This window comes from Nesterenkonia sp. YGD6, from assembly GCF_022565895.1.
Taxonomy (GTDB): Bacteria; Actinomycetota; Actinomycetes; order Actinomycetales; family Micrococcaceae; genus Nesterenkonia.
Map to the genome: position 1 here is coordinate 74,330 of NZ_JAJOYY010000008.1, position 6,466 is coordinate 80,795.

Sequence of the window (6,466 nt, forward strand, 5' to 3'; positions counted from 1 at the left end):
GGAGCGACACGCGGAGCCAATTGTGACGCGTGATAAACTTGAGTCCGGGAAAGGGGAATCATTACATGAATTTTGAGGTCGGCGAGACGGTCGTATATCCGCACCACGGTGCGGCGACGATCGAAGAAGTGAAGACCCGCACCATTCGCGGCGAAGAGAAGATGTACCTGAAGCTCCGGGTGTCTCAGGGAGACCTGACCATCGAGGTGCCAGCAGACAACGTCGACCTGGTCGGCGTGCGTGATGTCGTCGGTGCGGAGGGCCTGGAGCATGTCTTCGACGTGCTCCGTGCCGAGTACACCGAAGAGCCCACCAACTGGTCACGCCGGTACAAGGCGAACCTTGAGAAGCTCGCCTCCGGCGACGTGAACAAGGTCGCCGAGGTCGTACGTGACCTGTGGCGGCGCGAGAACGACCGCGGTCTCTCCGCGGGCGAGAAGCGCATGCTCGCCAAGGCCCGGCAGATTCTGGTCTCGGAGCTGGCTCTTGCGAAGAAGCTCGACGAGGAAGAGGCTGCGAAGCTTCTCGACGAGATCCTCGATCAGGCCCCGACTCCGGCAGAGCCAGAGAAGGTCGCAGAGTAGAGATGAGCCAGGTGGGACCACAGGTCGCACCGGCAGCCACGGTCGCTCCCGCAGGAGCGCCATCGATGAGTCGCCCGGACGCCGGGACGGGGAAACCTGTCACAGCGCGCCGGGCGCTCATCGTTGTGGCCGCTGGCAGCGGAGAGCGGCTCGGACACGGAATACCCAAGGCCTGCGTGGATCTGGGTGGTCGACCGATCCTTGCCCAGGTGCTGCAGCGCCTCCACGGGCTGAGCAGCGGTGGGCTGACGCCGGGCCGGCTGAGCCACGGGTTGGACGCCGTGGTGCTGGTGCTTCCACCGGACCGGGCCAGCTATGACCAGCTGGCCGCAGTGGGCGAGCAGTTCAGCGCCGCTGCGGGAGTCCCGGTGTTCTCCACCCGCGGGGGAGGCAGCAGGTCCTCCTCGGTGCGCGCCGGGGTGAACCATCTGCTCAGCGCCGCGGCGGCGGACTGGGACCCCGCCACCACCACGGTGCTGATCCAGGACGCCGCCCGCGCCATGACCCCGGAGCAGGTCTACGCCCGGGTCTTCGCAGCGGTGGAGGCCGGCGCCGCCGCCGTCGTCCCTGCCCTGCCGGTGACCGACACCATCAAGCGCGTGCATCCGGAGCCGGCCGCGGACAGCGGCGTCGAACGGGTGGCCGAGACCGTGCCGCGGTCTTCGCTGCGCGCGGTGCAGACCCCGCAGGGCTTCACGCTCGCGCTGCTCCAGCAGGCTTTCGAGTTCATCGGAGATCTCCCCGACGCGGAGGCGGAGGGGCTGACCGATGAGGCCATGATCGCCGAAGCGATGGGCATCGCGGTCGCCGTCGTGCCTGGCTCGGAGAGCGCCCTGAAGATCACTACTCAAGCCGATCTCGCTGCGGCGCAGGCTCTGCTGGCGAGCATCCACACCCCCGAGCAGACGAAGCCTGTGCTGCCGCGGGTGGGAATCGGCCACGATGTCCACGCCTTCGCCCCCGCCGAGGAACCACGTGACCTCTGGCTGGCCGGACTGTTCTGGCCCGGCCAGCAGGGCCTGACCGGACACTCCGACGGCGACGCAGTGGCACACGCCTGCTGCGACGCGCTGTTCAGCGCCGCAGGGCTTGGAGATCTGGGGGTGCACTTCGGCGCCGACACCATCGGCACGGCTCGACCTGAGCTCGAGGGAGCCTCCGGGGCACAGCTGCTGGCCGAGGCTGCGCGGATCCTGGCGGGGGAAGGCTTCGGGATCGGCTCCATCGCCGTGCAGTTCGTGGGCAAGCGACCCAAGTTCGGTCCACGCCGCGAGGAGGCCCAACAGGTGCTCAGCGCGGCAGCCGGAGCGCCGGTCGCGATCAGCGCCACGACCTCCGACGGACTGGGCTTCACCGGCCGCGGCGAAGGAATCCTGGCCACTGCCACCGCGGTGATCTACACGCTCTGAACCGAGGACCGGATAGGCTGACCGCGTGGCACTGCGACTTTATGACACCAAGACGGCGACCGTGCGAGATTTCGAGCCCCTTGAGCCGGGCCGGGTGTCTCTGTACTACTGCGGCGCCACCGTGCAGGGGCGCCCCCATGTGGGCCATGTGCGATCGGCCGTGGCCTTCGACATCCTGATCCGCTGGCTCGAGCACAGCGGCCTCGACGTGCTCAGCGTCCGCAACGTCACCGACATCGACGACAAGATCCTGGAGAAGTCGACGCTCTCCTACCAGCCCGAGCACACTCCCAGCGCGGAGTACCCGGCGCAGGAGCCCTGGTTCGCCCTCGCCTACCGCTTCGAGCAGGCCTTCCATCAGGCCTATGACGCCCTCGGGGTGAAGCGCCCGCGCTACGAGCCGCGCGCCACCGGGCATATGACCGAGATGTTCGCGCTGATCCAACGACTCATCGACGCCGACCACGCCTACCCCGCCCAGGACGGCTCCGGCGACGTCTACTTCGACGTCCGCTCCTGGCCCCGGTACGGGGAACTCACCCACCAGCGGGCCGAAGACATGCAGGACGCCGCTGACGCAGACGCCCGCGGCAAACGCGACCCGCGCGACTTCGCGCTGTGGAAGGGCCACAAGGAGACCGACCCGGAGACCGCCCGCTGGAACGCCCCCTGGGGCGCCGGACGGCCGGGCTGGCACGTCGAGTGCTCGGCGATGGCCACCAAGTACCTGGGCAGCACCTTCGACATCCACGGAGGGGGGCTGGACCTTCGCTTCCCCCACCACGAGAACGAGCTGGCCCAGTCGGCCGCCGCCGGTGACGGCTTCGCGCGCTTCTGGCTGCACAACGGGATGGTCACCTACGCCGGGGAGAAGATGTCCAAATCCGTGGGCAACACCATCGCCCCGGAGGAGATGCTCGCCGCAGCCAGACCCCGCGCTGTGCGCTACTTCCTGGGACAGGCGCACTACCGTTCCCAGCTGGACTACCGCCCGACCTCGTTGGACGAGGCGCAGGCCGCCGTCGAACGCATCGAGACCTTCCTGGCCCGCGCAGCCGAGAGCCTCTCCGGCCAGCAGCTGAGCGCCGACCATGGTGTTCCCGAGGCGTTCAGGGCGGCGATGAACGATGACCTCAACGTCCCGCAGGCGCTGGCGGTGCTGCATGAGACCGTGCGCGCGGGCAATATCGCGCTCGACGCCGAAGACGCCGCGCTCCTCGCCCGCAGCGCCGGGGCCGTGACCACCATGGTGGCGGTGCTCGGTCTCAGCGATGTCCCCGAATCAGGAGACGCTGGCGGCTCCCACGCGGAGACCGCCCTGAGTGAGCTGATCGAAGCCCTGCTCCACGACCGCGTAGAGGCGAAGTCCGCCAAGGACTACGCCCGCGCCGATGCTGTCCGCGACCGGCTCAGCGCAGCCGGGATCGCACTGGAAGACTCCAAAGATGGAACTCGTTGGGCGCTTGCCCGGTCGAGTTCGACCACCAGCCCCGCCACCGGGGCCAGGAAAGGCTGAACATGGCGAAAGACTCACGGCCGAAATCGGCCGCGATCCGCAGAGAGAAGAAGGGCCCCCAGACTGGTTCCGGGGGTCAGGGACGACGCGCGCTGCGCGGCAAGGGACCGACGCCGAAGGCGGAGGACCGGGTCTATCACAAGGCACACCGGCAGAAGATGCTCGCCGATCGGGCTGCCACCAAGACCAGCAGCAGCCAGCCGCGCCAGCGCGGCTCCGGCTTCGGGGCCGAAGACATGGTCGCCGGACGGAACTCCGTGCTCGAGGCGCTGCGCGAACGAGTTCCCGCCAAAGAGCTGCACGTCGCCACCGATGTGGAATCCGACGGCCGCGTCCGCGAGGCGCTGCAGTTCGCCGCCGAAGCCGGGGTCCGGGTCCGGGAGGTCACCCGCCGGCACCTGGACAACTCCACCGGCGGCGCGGTCCACCAGGGGCTGGCCCTGCTGCTGGAGCCCTACGACTACGTCGACGTGCTGGACCTGGCAGAGAACGAGCTGGAGCGCGCGGCCAAGGGCCACATCCCGCACCAGCCGCTGTTCCTGGCCTGCGACTCGATCACCGATCCGCGCAACCTCGGCGCGATGCTGCGTGCTGCCTCGGCCTTCGGCGCCCACGGCGTGCTGATCCCCGAACGGCGCAGCGCCGGCGTCACCGCCACCACGTGGAAGACCTCGGCCGGGGCCGCGGCGAGGATCCCGGTGGCACGGGCGAAGAACCTCACCCAGGCGCTCAAGGAGGCGAAGCAGCTGGGCTTCTTCGTGCTCGGACTCGACGGAGACGGAGACATCTCCCTGCAGAACATCGAACTCGCCCAGGAACCGGTGATCATCGTGGTCGGCTCCGAGGGCAAGGGGCTGTCCCGGCTGGTCCGGGAGACCTGCGACCAGATCGTCTCGATCCCGATCACCTCCGCGACCGAATCCCTCAACGCCTCCATGGCCGTGGGCATCAGCCTCTACGAGATCGCGATGCGGCGCCAGGGGGCACGTCAGTAAATGGTGAGCTTCCGAGGTGAGGAACAGTCAGGATTCCTGGATCTGGTCGGAACGTGGCTGTCCCAGCAGTCGTGGTTCCAGGCCGCACCAGGTCGCCGTGTCATCACCCGTGTCGGTGGTCTGCGGCTGCCCGCCTCGCACGGCGACCCCGACCAGGGCCTGCACCTTGAACTGCACATCTTGACCGTCGACCATTCCGCCGGGCAGGCACGCGTGGCGGTGCCGATGGCGCTGCGCACCAGACCATCGGCGCTGGCCGGCAAGACCGCCTTCATCGGACGACTCGCCACCCCCGCAGGTGACCTCTGGGTCTACGACGGGGCCAGGGATCGGGCCTTCCTCGCCGCCTGGCACGAGATGGCCCGCCGCCAGCAGGGCAGCCGCAACGGCCGTTCGAGAGGCGAGGCCTTCGCCGAGTTCGACACCTGGCCAGCCTTCACTGCCAAGCTGCAGCGCACGCCGTTGGACGCGCCGACGCCTGCCGTGGTCCGCACCGCGGTCACCATCGAGGGTGAAGTCGGCGAGACAGGCAGGACTGTCGTGGACTTCATCCGCCGACCTGACCCGCAGCGCTCAGCACCGCTGGACACGGTGCTTCGGATGACCAGGAGCGGCAGCCGCACCGTGGCAGGGGTCCTGGGCGTGGTCACCGGAAGCTGGCCAGAGTCGAACCCGACCACCGGGGAGAACCGGTGGGTCACCGGCGATCTGGGTATCATCCGCGAAGCCTCAATCGCAGCCGCACCGGCCTCAGCGCTGGTCCGCACCGCCCTGCACGATGAATCAGACTTCCTCACCGAGGCCACTCGGCTGGGTCGTAGCCTGGGTGACTTCCACGCTGATCTGGCCGGAAACTTCGGGGCATACCCGCAGACGTCCCTGCAGCTGGAGATCATGAATGGCCGTGCCGCCGACGCGCTGGACCAGGCGTGGGGGCAGGTGCGCGAAGACTTCGAGGAGTCCGAGGCGACGGACCTTGCCGAGGTTGTGGAGCTCCTCACCCGAGAGCTCCGAGATGCCGAGCAGGTGATGAGCCTGCAGAAGATCCACGGTGCTCTGAGCGTGGATCGAATCCGACAGGCAGACCACGATGCAGGGTGGATCATCGACGAGGACGGCGGCATGGTCGATCACGCCCTGCCTCTGCGCGACGTGGTCTCCGTGCTCATCTCCTTGGCGGAGCTGGTGATGGAGACCTCCCAGGAGGATGCTCGCCCAGCGGCAGCCCCAGCCGACACAGCCAAGCTCGACCTTGGCCTCTGGTACGAACAAGTCACCGACGCAGTGCTGGAGGGGTACCGGAGCAGCGATGCACCACGTGCCGGAATCGAATCGGACGCCTTCCGCGCCGCGATGCTCACCGAAGCACTCGAGCTCTTCCACCGCTCGGCCGCCCGCTGGGTCTTCCAGCCATCCATGTTGCGGCCAAGCAGGACCTGAGCCTGTGACCGCGCTGGTCCATCGGGGATGAGTCCGGGTTCGATGTGAAAACCGCCAGGTCACGGGGATCCAGGGGTGTGATGCAGGTCGCACTGGTTTTGGTTTGCGGACTCGGCGGGGCGTGTGTAAAGTTCTATCTCGTGCTCAAGGGGGCACGGCGGGAAGCTGAGGCGGACCGCGAAGATCCCCGGATTTGATAACCACATAGCTTCTCCCCACACAGGATCTGTTCCTTGTTGCGGTGCGCTGGCCCTCTGGGGTTGGTCATCGGCTCAAGCGAGGTGTTCCCGGGGGGTTCGAGACCACGGTTTGTGTGGTGTTCATGCAGAGTTGACCTCGAGTTGACGAAGACGAACACCGCGACGTAGAGTTGAGAACCGCGCAGACGACGAGTTCGAGTCGATCGCAGCGAGTATTCGCTGGGAATGATTCATTCGAAGTCGGGTCAGGACGGCGGAAACGCTGAATTGACGAAGCGGGAGCTTGTTGGTAAGCTTACAAAGTTGCTTCGGAGCGATTCAG

The 6,466-nt window shown here is 67.6% G+C and carries 5 protein-coding genes; all 5 read left to right on the forward strand.

All coding sequences use genetic code 11. The features are described from left to right. Positions 1-65: 65 nt before the first annotated feature. The 5 genes from LTI14_RS12365 to LTI14_RS12385 all read left to right on the forward strand — a co-directional run bounded on the left by LTI14_RS12365 (position 66) and on the right by LTI14_RS12385 (position 5,944). Positions 66-584 (forward strand): CarD family transcriptional regulator, encoded by a 519-nt coding sequence (locus LTI14_RS12365; RefSeq protein ID WP_036477487.1) that lies wholly within the window; start codon positions 66-68, stop codon positions 582-584. A 65-nt stretch (positions 585-649) separates the two neighbouring features. Further along, on the forward strand, positions 650-1,993 hold the full coding sequence (ispF, locus tag LTI14_RS12370; protein ID WP_241476698.1) for a 2-C-methyl-D-erythritol 2,4-cyclodiphosphate synthase: 1,344 nt from the start codon (positions 650-652) through the stop codon (positions 1,991-1,993). A gap of 25 nt (positions 1,994-2,018) precedes the next feature. Then, positions 2,019-3,509: a cysteine--tRNA ligase gene (gene cysS / locus LTI14_RS12375; protein ID WP_241466039.1), complete on the forward strand. Its 1,491-nt coding sequence runs from the start codon at positions 2,019-2,021 to the stop codon at positions 3,507-3,509. 2 nt (positions 3,510-3,511) lie between these two features. Then, positions 3,512-4,504, forward strand: coding sequence for a 23S rRNA (guanosine(2251)-2'-O)-methyltransferase RlmB (rlmB, locus tag LTI14_RS12380; RefSeq protein WP_241466041.1), 993 nt, complete (start codon positions 3,512-3,514; stop codon positions 4,502-4,504). Next, positions 4,505-5,944: a maltokinase N-terminal cap-like domain-containing protein gene (locus LTI14_RS12385; RefSeq protein WP_241476699.1), complete on the forward strand. Its 1,440-nt coding sequence runs from the start codon at positions 4,505-4,507 to the stop codon at positions 5,942-5,944. Positions 5,945-6,466 lie beyond the last annotated feature (522 nt).